This window comes from Halocalculus aciditolerans (assembly GCF_014647475.1).
GTDB classification, from domain to species: Archaea; Halobacteriota; Halobacteria; order Halobacteriales; family Halobacteriaceae; genus Halocalculus; species Halocalculus aciditolerans.
The window spans coordinates 959,032-976,638 of record NZ_BMPG01000001.1 but is presented as its reverse complement, the minus strand read 5'-3'; the positions used below and the strand labels follow the sequence as shown (position 1 = coordinate 976,638).

Here is a 17,607-nt window from a genome sequence, read left to right as displayed (position 1 = left end):
GAGTGCCGCAGGACTCGGCGATTCTGAGACAGTGACCACCCACCGACTGCCCAGACTGCTCCGAGACACACCAAGAGTTGCACGCTCTCCAGCCCATCGATATAGTTGACGCCAGCTGCAGCCACTCCAGCAAGACCGCCGACCGCCAGCGATTCCGGATCAGTCATGCTGGGACATTCTTCCCTGCCTACAAGAAATCTCGGTCGAGGTCCCGGACTGACGGGCGATAGACTCGCACATCCACCTAACGACCGAACCATCACCGCAAAAGCCCCCATCTCCCCGTCCGACGGCGTCAGTTCTCGGCTTCGACGTTTTCGGGTTCGGGGATGGTGATGTCGGTGAGGCCGGCTTCGATCTGGTCGCGCTGGGCTTCGAACTTACCGGGGAGGACGAGGCGGCCGCCGAGGTCGTCGAGGGGTTCGTCGGCGGTGTATCCCGGTTCGCGGGTGGCGAGTTCGAAGAGGACGCCGCCGTGTTCGCGGAAGTAGACGGAGCGGAACCAGTGGCGGTCGATCTGCGGGGTGGGGTTGAGGCCGCGCGAGCGGACGGCGTTCCGCATCGCGTCCTGGTCGTCGTCCGTGGGGGTCTGGAAGGCGACGTGGTGGACGGTGCCGTGGCCCTGCCGGCCGCCCTGGATGGTCGGGAGGACGTCGACGTATCTTCCGACTTTCCCGGTGGCTTCGAAGCGCGTGCGGACGTCGCCGGGCGTGTCGCCCTCGGCTTCCTCCTCGCCGACCTCCTCGAAGCCCATGACGCCGAGGAGTTCCTCGGTGGGCTGGGTGTCGGCGAGCCAGAGCGTCACGGAGTGGAAGCCGCGGATAGCGTGCTCCTCGGGGACGAACTCCGTCCACGGAACGGTTGGATCGTCGTCGGGAATTTCGACTTCGACGAGTTCGACGGGGAGGCCGTCCGGGTCGCGGAAGGGGAGGACGGTCTCGCCGAAGCGCTCGACGCGGTCGTCGTAGTCGACGCCGTAGGTGTCGAAGCGGCCCTCCCAGTAGTCGAGGCTGCCCTCGGGCACGCGGAACGCCGTTCGAGACACTTGCCCGGAGCCGACCTTCCCCTGCCGCATGTCCTCCCAGGGGAAGAACGTCATGCTCGTCCCCGGCGTCCCCTCCGCGTCCGTGAAGAAGAAGTGGTAGGTCGAGGGGTCGTCCTGATTGATGGAGCGCTTCGCGAGGCGGAGGCCGAGCGTCCCGACGTAGAAGTCGAGGTTCTCCTGCGGGTCGCCCGCGATGCACGTCACGTGATGAATCCCCGGCGTGGGGTTCGGTTCTGCCATACCTCGTCGTAGGGGACGTGGGGACTTGAGTGCGCGCTGACGCGAGTGTAACCGGGTTCCGTCGACGTCAGTATCGAAGACGGGAGAATCCTGCGAGGCGAAGGCGGTTTATTCCCCGGGAGTCTCTCAGTGACTATGCAGCCGCCGGGAGCCGATTGCGTCCTCGTGAGGCACGGGGACGTCGGCGTGAAGAGTAGCCGCGTGCAGGGGAAGATGGAGCAGCGGCTCGCCGAGAACATCGAGGCGCTCCTCGCGGACAGAGGGATTCCGGGGAGCGTCGAACGCCAGTGGGGGCGGCTCGTGATTCGGGAGACCGACCCCGACGCGGCGGCGGACGCCGCGAGCGACGCGTTCGGCGTCGTCTCCGCTAGCCCCGCGCGAAGCGTCACCCCCGAGATGGACGACATCACCGGCGTCCTCGCCGAAACCGCGCGCGACGCCTATACGGAGGGCGCGTTCGCCGTCGACGCCCGCCGCGCCGGCGAGCACGACTTCACGAGCGAGGACGTCGGCCGCGTGGGCGGACAGGCCGTCTGGGAAGCGGTGGAAGACGCCTTCGACCCCGAAGTCGACCTCGACGACCCCGACGTGACGTTCTCCGTCGAAGTCCGAGCGGAAGAGGCGTTCGTCTTCCTCGAAAACCGGGAGGGCCCGGGCGGCCTCCCGCTCGGGACGCAGAACCCGCTCGTCGCGCTCGTCTCCGGCGGAATCGACTCGCCCGTCGCCGCCTACCTCGGGATGAAACGCGGCGCGCCGATTATCCCGGTCTACCTCGACCTCGGCCCGTTCGGCGGCCCCGACCACGAAGCGCGCGCCGTCGAAACCGTCCGCCGCCTCGCCGATTTCGCGCCGAACTACGACATGACCGTCCGCCGCGTTGCTGCCGGCGAGTACGCGCAGCGCCTCCACGACGAGGTCGGCAAGACGAGAATGCTCTCCTACCGCCGCTTCATGTACATGGTCGCCGAGGAGATCGCCCACGAGACCGGGGCCGTCGGCATCGTCACCGGCGAGGCTATCGGGCAGAAGTCGAGTCAGACGACGACGAACCTCGGCGTCGTCGACCGCGCCACCAGCCTCCCCGTCCACCGCCCGCTCCTCACGATGGACAAACAGGAGATTATCGCGCTCGCCCGCGACCTCGACACCTATCGCGACTCCACGATGAACGTCGGTTGCGAGCGCCTCGCACCGAACAGCCCGGAGACGAAGGGCTCGCACGCCGCCACCATCGACGCCGAACCCGACGCCCTCCCCGAGTGGGCGCGAGCGGCCGCCCAGTCAGCGACCACTATCGACCCCCGTGGCGAGCTCGGCGAGGTGGACGCGCGGTGACTCGCGTCTGCCTCCTCGGCAAGGAGGACGTCGACCTCCGCATCGACATCTACTCCTACGAGACCGCGCGCCGCGCCCTCGCCACCTACGACGTCTCCGAACCCTGGACGAACACCCTCCAGCTACGGACGAACAGCCTCGGGAACGCCGTCACCCTCCTCAACGACCTCAACTGGTACCTCGCCCGCCTCACCCGCGACGCCATCATCCGCGAGCCGTCCGTCAGCACCACCGAATGGCTCTCTCGCCCCCTCGCCCGCCAGATCCGCGACGGCGACCTCGACCCCGACGAACCCGTCAACCGCCTCAAAGTCTACGGCGTCGACGACGACCGCCTCGTCGACCCGACTTTCGTCCTCCGCGGCGACGCCCAAGAAGGAACCTACGAACGCGCCGACTACGACGAATCCGTCGTCGTCAGAGTGACGAAAGGCGAATTCTTCGCATGAACTTTTTTATTGCGAGCATGGCGCGCTGCGCCATGCTCGATAAAAACCTTCACTAAAAGCCCTGCGCGCTCCCAGGGTCGGAGCAAAGCTCCTCCTTGCCCGCACTCGCTCCGCTCGCGCGGACTCTGGTCGCGCTTGGGCCTCGCCTACGGCGAGTGAATCGGGTTCTAACGGACCGCTCGGGCGGCGAATGCTAACCGGAGTTGGAGGGATATCCGTCCGGCATCGGTGACCCGAGTGGTTCGAAGAACCCGGAAGGGTCGCCGTTCACTCGCGCGAGCGGCACGTCGCGCGAAGCGCGACGGAATAGGCGAGCGGCGAAGCCGCGAGCCAGCGAGCGCGAGGCCGACGAGCGACCGGAGTCCGCGCGAGCGGAGCGAGTGCGGGCAAGGAGGAGCTTTGCTCCGACCCTGGGAGCGAGGAGGGTTTTGGTGAAGCTTTTTATCGAGCGCTGGCTCCGCCAGCGCTCGTGGTTCGAGACGGCGCTGCCGTCTCGTCATCACGAAAGGCGCGAAGCGCCTTTCGAACGACAATAGAAAAGTTCAGTCGAAGGTCCCGGCGGTGAGGTAGCGTTCGCCGGAGTCGGGGAAGACGGTGACGACGAGGGGGCAGTCGTCGTAGCCGTCGGGGCCGCCGTCGGAGGATGGTCGGTGGTCGTCGAGGTCGCGGCCGCCGTCGGAGCGGAGTTCGGGGGGGTCGCCGGGGTTGTCGAACATTTCGGGGAGTTCGACGTCGGGGCAGTTGAGTTCGGGTTGGGCGATGCGTTCGGCGACGCGGCGGGCGACGATGCTGGCAGCGCCGGAGGACTGGCCGACGAGGATGCCTTCGTCGCGGGCGAGGCGGCGGCATTCGGCTTCGGCGGTGTCGATGTCGACGGTTTCGATGGTGTCGATGAGGTCGACGTCGAGGATGTCGGAGACGAAGCCGGGGCCCATCCCCTGGAACCGGTCGTTCCCGGATTTGCCGGTGGAGAGGACGGCGTTCTCGGTGGGTTCGACGGCGACGACCTCCATGTCGGGGAACTCCTCGAGGAGGCGGGTGGCGGTGCCGGTGATGGTGCCGCCGGTTCCGACGCCGGCGACGAAGGCGTCAATTTCGCGGCCGTCGACCTGGTCGAGGATTTCCTCGGCGGTGGTCTCGTAGTGCGAACGCGGGTTCGCGGGGTTCTTGAACTGGCCGATGAGGAAGGCGTCGGCCTCCGCGGCGATCTGGTCGGCGCGAGCGTTGGCGGTCTGCATCTCGCCCTCGACGAGTTCGAGGTCCGCACCGTACGCGCGGAGGAGGCGGCGGCGTTCTTCGGACATCGAGGCGGGCATGACGATGGTGAGGTCGTAGCCGCGGGCGGCGGCGACGACGGCGAGGCCGATCCCCGTGTTCCCGCTCGTCGCTTCGACGAGGCGGTCGCCGGGTTCGATGTCGCCGGCGCGCTCGGCGGCTTCGACCATCGCTCGCGCGGGGCGGTCTTTCGCGGACCCACCGGGGTTGAAGGATTCCACCTTCGCCGCGACCGTCGCGCCTTCGGGGGAGGCGACGCGGACCAGCGGCGTGCCGATTGCGTCCAGTATGCTATCCTTCATTACTCCCCCGTAGGCAGTTCACGCTTAAGGGAGTGATGGACGCCGGCAGAGGCCGCCGACGACGAGCGATGCCGCCGACGCCGGGAGCGACCCCCGTCGACAGCGCGAGAGTCACCGACGCTGCTGGCGCGCCGCCGAGTGCTGGCGAATCTCTCCGTCCCCGCACGCGTTAAGCCGGTCGAGTGCGTTCTCCCGGGTATGACTGGCACGCTCGAAACGATGCAGCCCGCGGCGGACGCCGACCTCGACGACGACGCGGTGGGGACGCTCCGCTCGCTCAGTGAGAACGTCGTCTTCCGCGTGTGGGGCGGCGACTGGTGCGGCGACTGTCAGAACCAGCTCCCGACGTTCGCGGCCGCGCTCGACGAAGCGGGCGTCGACCCCGCCGGCGACCGCGTCCACCACTACCCCGTCGAGAAGAACGCGGACGGCTCGAAATCCGGCGAGCTCGTCGACGAGTACGACATCGAGTTGATTCCGACGGTCGTCGTCGAACTCGACGGCGAGGAGCTCGCTCGCTTCGTCGAGGACGCCCCGGACTCCATCGCTGTGACGCTCGCGAACCAGCTCTCCACGGCGGACCTCACGGCGTAACGGCGAAGTCCGCCAGCCAGGAGTCGACTTCTGCGGTCTCGTGGAGCGGCGGTGAGCACGCGCGCCGGCAGACGTAGGCGGTGGCGTCCGCGCCGTCCCGCGCCCCGCGGTCCGCCCAGATTGCGGGCGTCTCGGCGACGCCGAGGTCGTCGAGCCACGCGTCGAGTTCGCCGTCGCCGCGCGGGCGACGGGTGAGCAAGAGGTCCGGACGATACGACTCGGTGAGGAGCGCGCGCCACTCGTCGGGGACGCGGTCTGCGGCGACCGTCGTTTCGAGGAGGCCGTTCGCGCGCGTGACGGCGGCGTCGACGAGGGAGACGTGCTGGAGCGGACTGTTCTCGATGGTCTCCGCGTGCGTCGAGAGGACGGCGTCGACGATATCGCCGAACGCCTCGTCGGGCGCGAACGCGTCGAGGCGCTGGAGGACGTCGACGGCGACGCCCGCGGGCGACGGCGTCGACTGGTCGGTGAGGTCCTGCGGACGCGCGAGCAGGTCGTCGCTGGCGGGCGCGGCGTACAGCGCCTCCACATCGGCGTCGTAGAACACCTCACACAGGGCGCGGGCGAGGTCGAGCGCGAACGCGAGGTGGTCGTGGTCGCCGGTCGCCGCGTAGGTGTCGAGCGCGCCGCGCGCGAGGAAGGCGTAGTCTTCGAGGTAGCCGTCGCCCTTCACGTCGCCGTCCTTCCAGCGGCGCGCGAGTCGGTTCTCGTCCTCGCTCCACAGGTGCTCGCGGACGAACCCGAGCGCGTCGGCGGCGCGGGCGGCGTACTCGTCGTCGAAGGCGAGGCCCGCGCGGGCGAACGCCGACACCATCAGGCCGTTCCACGAGCCGATGATTTTCTCGTCGCGCGCCGGTCGCGTTCGCGAGGAGCGCGCCGCGAACAGCGCTTCCCGGGCGTTCTCGACGCGCGCCGCGGCCTCGTCTTCGCTGAGTCCGTACTCGTCGGCGAGCGCCGTGAGCGACGCGTCCGCCGTCAACACCGTCGCGCCCTCGAAGTTCCCCGCGTCCGTGATTCCCCAGCGGTCGCAGGCGAGCGCCGCGAGGTCATCGTCGCCGAGTACCTCTCGAACTTCGCCGGGCGTCCAGACGTAGAACTTCCCCTCGACGCCGTCGCTCCGCGCGTCGAGCGTGCTGAAGAACCCGCCAGCATCGTGTCCGAGTTCGCGGTCGGTGAACGCGAGCGTCGACTCGACGACGTCGGCGTACCGCTCCTCGCCCGTCGCCTGGTAGCCCGCGAGGTACGCCGTGGAGAGTTCGGCCTGGTCGTAGAGCATCTTCTCGAAGTGCGGGACCGTCCAGTCCGAATCCGTGCAGTACCGGTGGAAGCCGCCCCCGAGGTGGTCGTAGAGACCGCCGTTCGCCATCGCGTCGAGCGCGTCGGCCGCGACCTCCCGGTAGTCGTCGCCGCCGAGTTCGCGCGCGGCGCGGAGGAGGAGGCGGACGCGCCCCGGCTGCGGGAACTTCGGCTGCCGGCCGAATCCGCCGTTCGCCCGGTCCGCGCTCCGCACCGCGTCCGCCGCCGCCTCCGAGAGCACCTCGGCTCCGGGCGGGTCGCCGGCTTCGTCCGGTACGGCTTCGAGCTCGCCGCGCGCCGCCGCCGCCCACTGATCCGCGCGCTCCTCGATGGATTCGCGGTCCGTCTCCCACGCCTCGTGGACGTCCTCGAGTAGCTGCTCGAACCCCGGCTGGTTCCGCGTCGCCTCCTTCGGGACGTACGTCCCCACCCAGAACGGCCGGCGGTCGGGAGTGAGGAAGACGGAGAGTGGCCAGCCACCGCCGCCGCGCACGAGCTGTGCGACCGTCATGTAGACGTCGTCGACGTCCGGGCGCTCCTCCCGGTCGACCTTCACGGGGACGAAGTGCTCGTTCACCGTCTCGGCGACGTCGTCGTCCGCGAAGGACTCCTCGGCCATCACGTGACACCAGTGGCAGGCCGAGTAGCCGACGGAGAGGAACACGGGGACGTCGCGCTCCGCGGCAGCCTCGAAGGCGTCGTCGTCCCACGGCTGCCAGTGAACGGGATTGTCGGCGTGCTGGCGGAGGTACGGGCTCGCCTCCTCGTCGAGTCGGTTGCGCCGCGTCGGGTCGCTCATACGGGAGTCGACGTCCGCGAGGCGGAAAAGCCCGCGTGACTCGACGAAACGAAGGCACGTTCGTGTACACTCAGTGTGTTCAGTAGGAGAAGGTTTACACTTCCGTGCGTTCACGGGTCGGGTATGACCGAAACAGTGCTCCTCGTAGGGGGCGGCGGCCGCGAACACGCGATGGCGCGCGCGCTCGCGCCCGACTGCGACCTGCACGCCGCGGCGAGTAACCGGAACCCGGGTATCGACCGCCTCGCGAACTCCGTACACATCGTGGACGAGACGGACGCCGACGCGGTCGTCGAGGCCGCGGAAGCCGTCGGCGCAACGCTCGTCGCCGTCGGCCCCGAAGCCCCGCTACAGGCCGGCGTCGTCGACGCCCTAGAGGACGCCGGTATCTACGCGTTCGCGCCGCGACAGGCCGACGCCCGCCTGGAGACGGACAAGGCCTTCCAGCGCGACTTCATGGCCGAACACGACATCCCCGGCACGCCGGGCTTCGAGACGTTCGACGACGCGAGCGAGGCCGCCGACTACGTCGAATCACTCGAGCGCGACGTCGCCGTCAAACCAACCGGCCTCACGGGCGGAAAAGGCGTGAAAGTCACCGGCGACCAAGTGACGCACGCCGAGGCCGCCGACTACGTCCGCGACAGCGGCCACGGCGAGTGGGTCGTCGAGGACCGCCTCGTCGGCGAGGAGTTCACGATCCAGGCGTTCGTCGCCGACGGCGACCTCCGCACCACGCCCGCCGTCCAAGACCACAAACGCGCCTACGAGGGCGACGACGGCCCGAACACCGGCGGGATGGGGAGTTACAGCGACACGACGCTGGAACTGCCGTTCATGCAGGACGGCGACTACGAGGCCGCCGTCGAGGTACTGGAGGCCGTCGTGGACGCGCTCCCCGAGTATCGCGGCGTGCTCTACGGCCAGTTCATGCTCACCACGGACGGCCCGATGGTCGTCGAGTTCAACGCGCGCTTCGGCGACCCCGAAGCCATGAATACGCTCCCCGTCATGGAGACGCCGTTCATCGACGTCCTCACCGCCGCGCGCGACGGCGACGCCCTCCCCGCCCTCGAGTTCTCGGGCGAAGCGACCGTCTGCAAGTACGCCGTCCCCGCCGGCTACCCCACCGACCCCGAAGCCGGCGCGGAAGTCGTCGTCGACGAGGACTCCGTAGGCGACGCTCTCCTCTTCTACGCGAGCGTCGACGCCCGCGACGGCGGCGTCTACACGACGACCTCCCGGTCGTTCGCGGTCGTCGGTCGCTCCGACAGCATCACCGCCGCCGAGGCCCAGGCGGAAGCCGCACTCGCCGACGTCGACGACGGCTTCCACGTCCGCCACGACATCGGCACCGACGCGCTCGTCCAACGGCGCATCGACCACATGGCGACCCTCCGCGGCGAGTAGCGCGGCGGCACCTAGACCTTTATCGGAGGCGCTCGAAGACCGAAACATGGCAGACGACCAAGTCATCGAGCTACTGCAGAAGGCGTATCAGGACGAGATCGAGACGGTCATGAACTACCTCTCGAACAGCATCGTCCTCGACGGCGTGCGCGCCGAGGAGATCAAGGAGAGCCTCCAGACGGACATCCAGGAGGAACTCGGGCACGCCGAACAGCTCGGCGAGCGACTCAAGCAGCTCGACGCCGCGCCGCCCGGCTCCGCGGCGTTCGAAGCCAGCCAGCACGACCTCCAGCCGCCCGAGGACACCACGGACGTCGTCTCCGTCATCGACGGCGTCGTCGCCGCCGAGAACGACGCCATCGAGACCTACCGCGCGCTCATCACGGCCGCCGAGGAAGCCGACGACCCCGTCACCGAGGACCTCGCGGTCACGCTCCTCGCCGACGAGGAAGCCCACCGCACCGAGTTCAAGGGCTACCGCAAGGAGTACAAGGAGTAACGCGCCGGCACTGGCCCGTCTGTCGACCCGGGCCGTATCTCCCTCGGCAGACGAGTGCGTCCGGTGAATCTCGACCTTTTTGACCGCGGAGCGCGACCCGACGAGTGATGAACACGACTCTCGTCGCCGTCGCGCTCCTCGTCGGCGCGGTGACCGGTGCGGTCTTCGCCGCGCTCCGCGTCCCCATCCCCGCGCCCCCGAACCTCGCGGGCGTGATGGGAATCGTCGGCATCTACCTCGGCTACAAAGCCGTCGAATACACCGGCGTCGGCGTCGACGTCCTCGGCCGGCTCGGCCTCTAAGCGTTCGGACGGCCCGCGCTCTTCGACTCGCCGGGAGGTCGCCGCCACTCACCGAACCCCCTCCCGGGCGCGTTCTCACGTCACGGCCCGAGTTCGCCGCGCTCTCACACTTGAACGTTCGGCGAATCGTCGGCAGGGTAGCGTCCGCGTTACTGTCGAAGTAATTCGGAAGAAACCGAGAACAGCGACGAAACAAGGACGGTGAGCATCCGCGAGGCGAGCGTTAACGAGACGCGAAGCGTCTCGTTCGCCAACCAGAAATCTCAGATTACTGGTGACGCCTTGAAAAGGCCGAGCCGAGCGGTTCACTCGCGCTCCGCGCGAGGCTCAAGCGCGACCACCGCGCCCGAATGGGCGCGACGGGAGCGCGCCGAGCTTTTAGTGCAGGTCTTTATCGAGCGCCCGGCATCGCCGGGCGCTCGCGATAAAAACGTGCGTTAGTAGGACCGTTCTTTCGGTTCGTAGGTCTTGTTCTCGCCGTCGAGGAGGACGGGACGGTACCAGAGTTCGGGGTTCCCGTCGTTCCAGGAGACGCAGGTGTGCTTGAGCCACTCGTCGTCGCGGCGCTCCTGGAACTCCTTGCGCCAGTGCGCGCCGCGGAACTCCTCGCGGGCGAGCGCGCCCATGGCGATGATTTCGGCGGTGTCGATGACGTTCCGTGTCTCGATGGTGTGCTGGAGGTCCGTGTTGAACGTCCGGGATTTGTCGGCGACGTAGACGTCCTGGTACTCCTCGCGGGCTTCCCGGATGACTTCGAGAGCCTCCCGGATGCCGTCTTCTTCGCGGAAGACGTTGACGTTGTCCGTCATCGTCTTCTGAATCTTCGAACGGACTTCGGCGTGGTTGACGCCGTCCTCTTTTTCGAGGAGGCCGTCGATGCGCTCGGTTTCGGCCTCGACGGCGGCGTCGATGACGTCGTCGGGCGTGTCGCCGGAGACGACGGCGGACGTCTCGTCGGCGCTGCCGGGGTCGACGGGGTACTGGACGTCGCTCTCCTCGATGCCGTCGCCGGATTTGCCGACGGGAATCTCGGGTTCGCCGACGTCCGCGCCGGCGGCGTGGCGGCCGGCGCGGCCGCCGAAGACGATGAGTTCGGGGAGCGCGTTGCCCCCGAGGCGGTTGGAGCCGTGGACGGAGACGCAGGCGGCTTCGCCGATCGCGTAGAGGCCGTCGATGCAGGTCTCGCCGTTCTCGTTCGTCTCGATGCCACCCATCTCGTAGTGGTGGCCGGGTTTGACCGGCATGGGGTCTTCGAGGCCGTCGACCCCCTCGAAGTCCTCCGCGAGGTGGAGGATGTTCTCCAAGCGGTCCATGATGCGCTCCTCGCCGAGGTGGCGCATGTCGAGGTGGACGTACTCGTCGTCGACGCCGCGCCCGCTGTTGATCTCGGTGAGCTCGGCGCGGGAGACGACGTCGCGGGAGGCGAGTTCGCCGTCGTTCGTGGCGTATCCGTACTCGAACATGAGGCGTTCGCCCTCGGAGTTGTAGAGGATACCGCCCTCGCCGCGCGTCCCTTCGGAGATGAGGACGCCCGTGGAGGGGAGCGTCGTCGGGTGGAACTGGACGAACTCCATGTCCTCGATGGGGACGCCGGCGCGGTACGCCATCGCGACGCCGTCCGCGGTGTTGGCGACGGCGTTCGTCGTGTGGTCGAAGACCTGGCCGTCACCGCCGGTTGCGAGGATGACGCCGTCGCGCCCGCGGAATCCGGCTATTTCGCCGGTCTGGACGTCCCAGGCGACGCAGCCGTGGCAGCTGCGGTCTTCGGGGTCGTCCTCGTCCGTGACGGCGAGACGCGTGACGTACCACTCGTCGTAGACCGTGATGCCGCGCTTGACGACCTGCTCGTAGAGCGTGTGGAGGAGGTGGTGGCCGGTCTCCGCGCCCGCGTACGTGGTACGTGGGAAGGAGAGCCCGCCGAACGGCCGCTGACTCATCCGGCCGTCGTCTTCGCGACTGAAGGGCATCCCCCAGTTCTCGAGCTGTACTACGTTCTCGGGGGCGTCCTGCGCGAGCGTCTCCGCCGCCGGCGCGTCAGTGAGGTAGTCTCCGCCCTTGACCGTGTCGTAGGCGTGGAGCTCCCAGTCGTCGCCGTCGCGGAGCGCCGCGTTGATACCGCCCTCGGCCGCGCCCGTGTGGGAGCGAACCGGGTGGAGTTTCGTGACGATAGCCACGTCCGCACCCGCCTCGTGCGCGCCGATGGCCGCGCGGAGTCCCGCGCCGCCGCCGCCGACTACGATAACGTCGTGTTCGTACATAGATTACCAGAATTTGAGGTTCTGCTTGACTGCCTCGCGCTTCAGCTCCTGAATGTGCTCCGTGAGCGGGATGTCCTTCGGACACACCGTCGTACAGGAGAACTGGGTCTGACACCGCCAGACGCCGTGTTCTTGCTCGATGATTTCGAGGCGTTCCTGCTGGCGCTGTTCGTCCTCGCGGTCGTCGAAGTAGAAGCGGTAGGCCTTGTTGATCGCGGCCGGCCCGAGGTACTCGTTGTCGCCGGCGGCGATGTTACAGGAGGACATACACGCGCCACACCAGATGCAGCGCGTGCTCATCTTGATCTTCTCGCGGTTCTCGCGGGACTGGAGCTGTTCGCCGTCCGGCTCTTCTGTCGGACTGAAGTACGGCTCCACGGACTCCATCTGGTCGTAGAAGTGGTCCATGTCCACGACGAGGTCTTTCACGACGTCGCGGTGGGGGAGCGGCTCGACGCGAACCGTCTCGGAGTCGTCGAGGTCGGCGACCTGCGTCTGACAGCCGAGGCGCTGGCTGCCGTTGATGAAGAGCGCGTCGCTCCCGCAGACGGCCTGCCGGCAGGAGTGCCGGAAGGTGAGACTGGAGTCGTAGGTGTCGCGCGCGTAGATGAGCGCGTCGAGGACGGTGATACCGGGCTCGAAGGGGACTTCGAAGGTGTCGAAGCGCGGCTCCTGTTTGTCCGGAATCTCCGGGTCGTAGCGGAAGACCTTGAGCGTGATCTGGCGCTCGTCGGCGTCCGTCCCGGCTTTCGCGCGTGCTTCGTCGTCCCGCTCGGCCTTCCGCTCCATCCGCTCGGCCTGCGGCGAGTCCGATTCGGCGTCCGTGTTCGGCGTTTGCGTGCTCATAGTGTTAGAATCCCACCGTCAGCTGCCAGGCGACGCGCGCGCCCTGCACGAAGAGCAGGAGGCTCGCGACGACGAGAATCCACTTCGCCGCCTGTTTCTGCGTCCCCTCGATGCCCTGGTTGACGAGGGCGTTGTAGATGCCGTTCGTCCCGTGGAACGTCGCCGTTGCGAGGAAGAGCACCATCGTCACGAGATAGCCGAGTTGCTGCATGCGGAAGTGCGACCCGGCGAACGTGATTTCTGGTGCGTGCACGGCGAAGTGGAGGAGGAAGAAGTGGAACGCGAGCACCACGACGAGGAACGCGGCGGTGAGGCGCTGAAGCAGCCAGCGCGTGCCACCGTACGCGAAGCTGGAGACGCGTTCCGGGTTGTTCGAGTTCGACATCAGAACACCCCCTCCATGAAGGTCGGGACGCTCGCCACGACGATGACGGCCGTGAGGACGAGCGCCGCGTAGAAACTCTTCTCCTGTACGTCGAGGTCGAGGCCGAGCCCGAGGTCCACGAAGAGGAGGCGGACGCCGTTCAGAATGTGGAAGACGGCGACCGCGAGCAGTCCGACTTCGAGGACGCGGACGACGGCCAGGCTCTCTAGTCCGTGGAGCGTCTGCGTGTACGCCTCCGGACTCTGGAGTGCGGTGCTCAGTACAGCGATATGCGTGAATAGGTACCCGATGAGCACCCAGCCCGTGAATTTATGGAGAACCCAGGCCCACATCCCGGCCGAGAACTCCTTCCACCGGCCGAAGTCCTCGACGAGGCCTCGGTCGTACGACTGGCTCATACCACTTGTCACTCCTTGCCGCCCGCACATAGAAGTTACTAAGCGGGCATGGCCGTCTGCGGGTCAGGCCTGCGGCGTCCCACCGGCCTGCTCGTAGGCGCGAGTCGTCGGTTCGTCGAGTTCGACGAGGTGGCAGAGCGGGTTCCCCGGGTAGACGAGCGGGTTCTCGAGGATGCCGACCAGCAGGCCGGTGAAGGGCGCTTCGACCGTCGTGCGCTCGGTCTTGAAGGGGTTGGCGATGGTGCAGATGGTGTCGCCTTCCTCGACGAGGTCGCCCTGCTCGTGGTGGGTTTCGACGAGGCCGCCGACGTCCGCGCGGAGCCACGTCTTCTCGCCGGATTCGATGACGGTGCGCCAGCCGGGCCAGCGGACGCTCCCGATTTCGCGGAGGCCGTACTCGGCGAGGACGCTGACGACGCCGTCGAGCGCGCGGTCGATGAACGCGCGCTGGAAGCGGTGGGCTTCCCCCATCTCGACGGTGACGGTGGGGACGCCGGCTTCGCTGGCTTCGCGGCGGAGCGTCCCCGACGGCCCGTCGCTGTCGAGGATGACGTTCGATCCGAACGCCCTCGCGAGGCGGGCGACGTCGTCGTCGCTCATGTCGGCGCGGACGTGAATCATGTTCGAGCGGCCGCGAGTCGACGTGTGGAAGTCGAGGCAGACGTCGCCCGGTTCGATGAAGTTCCGGAAGATGGTGTTCGCCATCCGCTTCGCGGACGTCGAATCGGGGTCGCCGGGGAAGGAGCGGTTGAGGTCGCGGTCGTAGATCGGGAGGTAGCGCTGTTGGGCGATGAAGCCCGGGACGTTCACGACGGGGAGGCAGACGAGGGTGCCGCGGAGGTCGGTGTGGTCCCAGTCGGTGGCGACTTCGCGGACGACCTCGATGCCGTTGAGTTCGTCGCCGTGTGTCGCGGCGGTGAGGACGACCGTCGGGCCGTCCCGCTCGCCGTTCACGACGTTGACGGGGAGGCGGACGGGGTCGCCGAGGTAGGTTTCGCTGACGCTGTACCGGAAGTGCTGGGTCTCCCCGGGTGCGACCGAACCGCCGTTGAAGGTGAACGCCCCGTGAGCCATTACTCGAGTGGAGTAGGGGCGCGGGGTAACGCTTTTCGACTCCGTGCGCGGAGTTCGGCAGGCCTTTGGCCGGCGGCTCTGTGCCAGTGAGTATGAACGACGACGTTCGCGTGGGCGTGTTGAGCCTGCACACGAGCCGTGAGACGAAGGCTATCCTGAACGCGGTCGAAGACCTCGGGCACACGGGCGTGTGGCTGCGCGACGACACTATCTCCATCGACATCGCGGACGGAGAGGTGTCGCTCTCACCGGACGTGGACATCGTGGCGAACCGCCTGCTGCTGTCGAACACGGAGCAGCCGGCGGAGCTCCTCGGGCTGGCGAGCACGTACGCGCGGACGCGACCGATGCTGAACCGGCCGTCGAACGTCCTCACCGCCTTCCACAAGTTCGCGACGGCGACGGCGCTCACGGACGCGAACGTCCGCGTTCCCGACGCCCTCCTCTCTCTCGACGCCGACCGCCTGAACGACGAGCGCAGCCGGTACGGCGAGGAAGCGGTCTTCAAGACGGCTATCGGGACGCACGGCGGCGGGACGTGGAAGGTCGGGAGGGACGAGGACGTGAACCCGATGGTCGGCGACCGCTACGCCTTCTTACAGCGGCTCATCGAGCGGGACGAGGACCGCCACCAGGACCTCCGCGTCTACGTCGTCGACGACGAAATCGTCGGCGCGATGCGGCGGTACGCCCCGGATAACGACTGGCGGACGAACGTCGCGCTCGGCGGCGACGTCGAAGGCGTCGAGGACCTCCCGAAGGAGGTCGAGGATATCGCCGTTCGCGCCGCCGAGACCATCGGTCTCGACTACGCGGGCGTCGACGTCATTCAGGGCGACGACGGCTGGTACGTCCTCGAAGTCAACCCGACCGCGGGCTTCAAAGGGCTCTTCTCGGCGACGGGCGTCTGCCCCGCGCCCTACATCGCGCGCGCCGCCATCCGCGAGGCCGGCGGGAGCGTCGACGACGAGCAGGTCGAAGCGCTCTCCGCGCGCATGGACACCTCCACGCCGAAGGGCGTCCCGACGCAGCGCGAGGAAGCGCCCACGGAGGCCGACCAGGTCATCGGCTACACCGAGGAAGTCCTCGTCTCCGGGACCTCGGGGACGCGTCGCGTCCTCGCGAAATCCGACACCGGCGCGTCCCGCACCAGCATCGACACCCGGCTCGCCGCCGAAATCGGCGCTGGCCCCATCAAGTCCATGACGAAGGTGAAATCCGGGAGCGTGAAATCCGGGAAGTCCCGGCCCGTCGTCGACATCGTCGTCGGCGTCGGCGGCGACCGCCACACCGTCGCCGCCAGCCTCGAAGACCGCGGCCACATGGAGTACCCCCTCCTCCTCGGCCGCGACATCCTCAAGAACTACCAGGTCGACGTCCGCCGCCGCGTCGACGCCACCGACGAAGGCGACTCCGAAGAATAACGCGGTTCGGAACGACGAGCGAAACGAGGAGTGAGAACCGCGTTCAGGCGAGCGGTGGCGAGAACTCTGTTCTCGCTCGCAGCCGGAACGCTCTGCGTTCCGGTGACGGGAGCGACCGAGAGGGAGCGACACGCGAGCCGGGCAACGTGGGAACGAGTCAGCCCGGTTCGAGCACGAAATTCGGAGCGGCCGCTCGACGTGGTGAGCGGACGAAGAGATTAGCGTTCGTCGAAGTAGAAGTAGCCGCCGATGGCGAGCGAGCCGAGGACGGCGACGACGAGGCCGCCGAAGCCCTGCTGGGTGAGGAGGGCGAACCAGGAGAGGATGAAGGCGATTTCGACGAGCCAGAGGAGGTCTTCGACGATGGCGTACCAGGAGCGGAGGCGGTCTTCGTATTCGTCGGCGAGGACGTAGCCGGCGATGCCGGCGATGGCGATGGCGGGGACGAAGATGATGAGTGAGAAGGCGCTCACGAGCGATCACCGGGGCGGCGGTCGAGCATCTACCGGCGAGTATGCGGGAAGGGACACTAAAACCACGGGCTCTCGGGGAGAACGCGTCGAATCGCTGTCGCGTCAGTCGACGGCGCGCCAGAGGTAGCGGGCGGCGTGGCTGCGATAGGGCGACCACTCTTCGGCTTTTTCGACCATGGCCGCACGGTCTTCGATGCCGTAGACGGCGGTCATGGCGTTGCGGATGCCGAGGTCGCCGACGGGGAAGACGTCGGGGCGGCCGAGGCAGAAGATGAGGAACATGTCGGCGGTCCAGTCGCCGACGCCGGTGATCTGTGTGAGGTCGGCGCGGACGTCGTCGTCGGTGGCGTCGGCGTAGGTGGCCGTGTCGATGCCGTCGGGGAAGTGGTCGGCGATGTTTCGGACGTAGCGGATTTTCTGCGCGGAGAGTCCGCAGTCGCGGAGGGTGTCGTCGTCGGCGTTCCGGATGCCGTCGGGGGTGACGTCGACGGCGTCGAAGAGGCGGTCGCGGATGGCGGCGGCGGACTGCGTGGAGAGCTGTTGGTTGACGACGGCGACGACGAGGCGCTCGAAGGGGTCGTCGGCGGGTTCGAGAGTGAGGGGGCCGTGTTCGGCGACGAGGTCGGCCATGGCGGGGTCGCGAGTGAGGACGGCACGGGCGTCGCGGGCGTCATCGTCGGTGTCGGTCATGCCGGGAGAGAAGGCGGCGGAGCGGGCTATGTCTGTCGGAAGGTGCGGACGGCCCCGCCGGCGAAGACGGCGGTGGCGAGCGTGACGGTTCCGACGACGGCCTCCCAGACGACGACGAGCGCGGTGGATGGCCCGGTCACGCTCATCCCGTCGGCGACGACCGTCGCGCCGACGACGAACGCGCCTTCACCGACGAAGAACGCGACGAGCGCCGCCGCGGCGACCGCGAGGAGGACGGTCGACCACTCCCGGTCGAACGGCACGCGGCCGCCGAGCCAGTAGCCGGCGGCGAGGGCGAGGATCGGGGAGACGAGCGCCCCGAGGACGTGGACGGCCACGATGACTTGGCCGAGGGTGATCGTGGTCGTGCCGAGGTCGACGAGGAAGGCGGGACCGAACTGCTGGAGGCCGCGGAGGACGCCGTCGACGAGGGCGAGGCCGCCGCTGACGGCGGCCGGGAGGGCGTGACGGGGCATATCGAATCTCTCCGACCGGAGTCAAGTTAATGTTTCG

The 17,607-nt window shown here is 68.1% G+C and carries 18 protein-coding genes; 7 read left to right on the top strand and 11 right to left on the bottom strand.

Features of this window, described 5'->3' with window-relative positions:
- Positions 1–295 precede the first annotated feature (295 nt).
- The gene (locus IEY26_RS05000) at positions 296–1,285 is read right to left on the bottom strand and encodes a ring-cleaving dioxygenase (RefSeq protein ID WP_188976439.1); all 990 of its coding nucleotides are present in this window, start codon (positions 1,283–1,285) and stop codon (positions 296–298) included.
- Between the two features lie 135 nt (positions 1,286–1,420).
- Between IEY26_RS05000 and IEY26_RS04995 the strand changes: the two genes are divergently transcribed.
- Positions 1,421–2,620: a tRNA sulfurtransferase gene (locus tag IEY26_RS04995; protein WP_188976437.1), complete on the top strand. Its 1,200-nt coding sequence runs from the start codon at positions 1,421–1,423 to the stop codon at positions 2,618–2,620.
- A complete protein-coding gene (locus tag IEY26_RS04990; protein ID WP_188976435.1) occupies positions 2,617–3,069 on the top strand; it encodes a DUF5804 family protein in 453 nt (150 codons plus the stop codon). Before IEY26_RS04995 ends, IEY26_RS04990 begins: the two co-directional genes overlap by 4 nt.
- A gap of 542 nt (positions 3,070–3,611) precedes the next feature.
- On the opposite strand, the gene IEY26_RS04985 is transcribed toward IEY26_RS04990, so the two are convergent.
- Positions 3,612–4,646: a PLP-dependent cysteine synthase family protein gene (locus IEY26_RS04985; RefSeq protein ID WP_188976433.1), complete on the bottom strand. Its 1,035-nt coding sequence runs from the start codon at positions 4,644–4,646 to the stop codon at positions 3,612–3,614.
- Positions 4,647–4,844: 198 nt separating this feature from the next.
- Here IEY26_RS04985 and IEY26_RS04980 point away from each other — a divergent pair, with 198 nt between their 5' ends.
- Positions 4,845–5,240 (top strand): thioredoxin family protein, encoded by a 396-nt coding sequence (locus IEY26_RS04980; protein ID WP_188976431.1) that lies wholly within the window; start codon positions 4,845–4,847, stop codon positions 5,238–5,240.
- On the opposite strand, the gene IEY26_RS04975 is transcribed toward IEY26_RS04980, so the two are convergent.
- Positions 5,230–7,335, bottom strand: coding sequence for a thioredoxin domain-containing protein (locus IEY26_RS04975; protein WP_188976429.1), 2,106 nt, complete (start codon positions 7,333–7,335; stop codon positions 5,230–5,232). The genes IEY26_RS04980 and IEY26_RS04975 overlap by 11 nt on opposite strands.
- Before the next feature lie 123 nt (positions 7,336–7,458).
- Between IEY26_RS04975 and purD the strand changes: the two genes are divergently transcribed.
- From purD to IEY26_RS04960, 3 genes are all read left to right on the top strand, one after another.
- On the top strand, positions 7,459–8,745 hold the full coding sequence (gene purD / locus IEY26_RS04970) for a phosphoribosylamine--glycine ligase (protein ID WP_188976427.1): 1,287 nt from the start codon (positions 7,459–7,461) through the stop codon (positions 8,743–8,745).
- Positions 8,746–8,791: 46 nt separating this feature from the next.
- On the top strand, positions 8,792–9,244 hold the full coding sequence (locus IEY26_RS04965; protein ID WP_188976425.1) for a ferritin-like domain-containing protein: 453 nt from the start codon (positions 8,792–8,794) through the stop codon (positions 9,242–9,244).
- 107 nt (positions 9,245–9,351) lie between these two features.
- On the top strand, positions 9,352–9,546 hold the full coding sequence (locus tag IEY26_RS04960) for a XapX domain-containing protein (RefSeq protein ID WP_188976423.1): 195 nt from the start codon (positions 9,352–9,354) through the stop codon (positions 9,544–9,546).
- Between the two features lie 437 nt (positions 9,547–9,983).
- On the opposite strand, the gene IEY26_RS04955 is transcribed toward IEY26_RS04960, so the two are convergent.
- The 5 genes from IEY26_RS04955 to IEY26_RS04935 form a co-directional block, all read right to left on the bottom strand.
- Positions 9,984–11,804, bottom strand: a complete 1,821-nt coding sequence (locus IEY26_RS04955) for an FAD-binding protein (protein WP_188976421.1) — start codon at positions 11,802–11,804, stop codon at positions 9,984–9,986.
- Between the two features lie 3 nt (positions 11,805–11,807).
- On the bottom strand, positions 11,808–12,650 hold the full coding sequence (locus IEY26_RS04950) for a succinate dehydrogenase/fumarate reductase iron-sulfur subunit (RefSeq protein ID WP_188976419.1): 843 nt from the start codon (positions 12,648–12,650) through the stop codon (positions 11,808–11,810).
- A 4-nt stretch (positions 12,651–12,654) separates the two neighbouring features.
- Positions 12,655–13,035: a succinate dehydrogenase hydrophobic membrane anchor subunit gene (locus tag IEY26_RS04945; RefSeq protein ID WP_188976417.1), complete on the bottom strand. Its 381-nt coding sequence runs from the start codon at positions 13,033–13,035 to the stop codon at positions 12,655–12,657.
- Positions 13,035–13,433, bottom strand: coding sequence for a succinate dehydrogenase, cytochrome b556 subunit (sdhC, locus tag IEY26_RS04940; RefSeq protein ID WP_188976415.1), 399 nt, complete (start codon positions 13,431–13,433; stop codon positions 13,035–13,037). The genes IEY26_RS04945 and sdhC overlap by 1 nt, the downstream gene beginning before the upstream one ends.
- Positions 13,434–13,496: 63 nt before the next feature.
- Entirely contained in the window at positions 13,497–14,507 is a 1,011-nt protein-coding gene (locus IEY26_RS04935; RefSeq protein WP_188976413.1) for a succinylglutamate desuccinylase/aspartoacylase family protein, read from the bottom strand.
- A gap of 92 nt (positions 14,508–14,599) precedes the next feature.
- Between IEY26_RS04935 and IEY26_RS04930 the strand changes: the two genes are divergently transcribed.
- Positions 14,600–15,931 (top strand): ATP-grasp domain-containing protein, encoded by a 1,332-nt coding sequence (locus tag IEY26_RS04930; protein WP_188976411.1) that lies wholly within the window; start codon positions 14,600–14,602, stop codon positions 15,929–15,931.
- A gap of 218 nt (positions 15,932–16,149) precedes the next feature.
- Here the strand turns inward: IEY26_RS04930 and IEY26_RS04925 are convergent, their stop codons facing one another.
- The 3 genes from IEY26_RS04925 to IEY26_RS04915 form a co-directional block, all read right to left on the bottom strand.
- Entirely contained in the window at positions 16,150–16,404 is a 255-nt protein-coding gene (locus tag IEY26_RS04925) for a hypothetical protein (RefSeq protein ID WP_188976409.1), read from the bottom strand.
- Positions 16,405–16,506: 102 nt separating this feature from the next.
- Positions 16,507–17,094: a DNA-3-methyladenine glycosylase family protein gene (locus tag IEY26_RS04920; RefSeq protein WP_188976407.1), complete on the bottom strand. Its 588-nt coding sequence runs from the start codon at positions 17,092–17,094 to the stop codon at positions 16,507–16,509.
- Between the two features lie 26 nt (positions 17,095–17,120).
- Positions 17,121–17,570, bottom strand: coding sequence for a hypothetical protein (locus tag IEY26_RS04915; protein ID WP_188976405.1), 450 nt, complete (start codon positions 17,568–17,570; stop codon positions 17,121–17,123).
- Between the last annotated feature and the right edge of the window lie 37 nt (positions 17,571–17,607).